Source organism: Pseudidiomarina woesei (genome assembly GCF_001418345.1).
Taxonomy (GTDB): Bacteria; Pseudomonadota; Gammaproteobacteria; order Enterobacterales; family Alteromonadaceae; genus Pseudidiomarina; species Pseudidiomarina woesei.
Genome location: NZ_LIPW01000015.1, coordinates 1 through 1,363 on the forward strand (window position 1 = coordinate 1; position 1,363 = coordinate 1,363).

Sequence of the window (1,363 nt, forward strand, 5' to 3'; positions counted from 1 at the left end):
GACTCGTTCACAAATTCTTCAGCAAGCGGGTACTTCGGTTCTTGCGCAAGCAAACCAGGTTCCACAAGGCGTATTGTCACTGTTGGGTTAATACCAATAGAGAAAATACTCTTGAAAGTATTGAAAGGCACCTGCGGGTGCCTTTTTTATAAAATAATGGGCTTACATTCTAAAGATCCTGTTCAATATGCCGATAAATTCAGCATAGTCACAAATTTCACTGCGCCGTTTCATTGAGGTTCTGCTGACTCTTATAAATTGGAGAACGTGCTATGTCAGTTATCAATACCAACATTACCTCCATGATTGGCCAGCAAAACCTGCAAAAGTCGCAGTCATCGTTGGCGACATCTATGGAACGCCTTTCATCTGGGCTGCGTATTAATAGCGCAAAAGATGATGCTGCGGGCCAAGCGATTGCAAATCGCATGACCTCGCAAATTACCGGATTAAGCCAAGCGCAACGTAATGCCAACGACGGTATTTCTGTTGCGCAAACCGCTGAAGGCGCATTGAACCAGGTAAATGATAACTTGCAGCGCATTCGAGAGCTGAGCGTGCAGTCGTTAAACGGCACCAACTCAAGCGATGACCTCGTCTCGATTCAGGCTGAAATTACCCAGCGCCTGCAAGAAATTGATCGTATTTCGGAGCAGACCGACTTCAATGGCGTTAAGGTTCTCAAGCAAGATCAGCAGCTAAGTATTCAAGTCGGCGCCAACGATGGCGAGTCGATTGACATTAACTTACAGCAAATAAACTCACAGACGCTGGGGCTTGCTAACTTAACCGTGATGGGCCCACAGTTTGGTGATGATGGCGTAGGCATAAATATTACTGACGCCTTAAAAGCTAAGTTTGGTGATGACACCACACTAACTGCTACCAGTGTGTCCTCAACCCCAACCGGGGCAGAGTGGGCAAGCTTGCTGGACCTGGAAAATACGGTCGTTGTTAATACCATTTCTGCTATTGCAGACGACAACGGCAATATTTACATAGAAGACAATATTACCGTAACTGGTGACGACATCACCAAGCTTGAGTCGATGGGCTACACCGACGAGGGTGGCGGTAATTTTAAAGTGTACACGGCGGCGAATTTTGACCGCACGACAACAGCTGGCACAACTTTAGTGTTCGAATGGGAAGTGAGCGACTACACCAGCGCAGACGTTACGCCTGCAAACGGCAAAGGCGGCACACCAAACCGGTTAAGCCAGTTGGACGAAGCTTTAGCACAAGTTGACACCCTACGTTCTGACCTCGGTGCTATCCAAAACCGTTTCGAGTCTGCAATCACTAACTTGCAAACCAACGAAACCAACTTGGCAGCAGCGCGTTCACGTATCGAAGACGCTGA

2 protein-coding genes are annotated in these 1,363 nt (G+C 47.5%); both read left to right on the forward strand.

Translation table 11 applies throughout. The annotated features are described in order from the left end of the window. Positions 1-91 (forward strand): flagellin (locus ASC40_RS11820; RefSeq protein ID WP_141656155.1); only part of this gene is annotated, 91 nt, incomplete at its 5' end. Between the two features lie 181 nt (positions 92-272). Next, a partial coding sequence (locus ASC40_RS11680; RefSeq protein WP_055439993.1) for a flagellin N-terminal helical domain-containing protein occupies positions 273-1,363 on the forward strand: 1,091 nt, incomplete at its 3' end.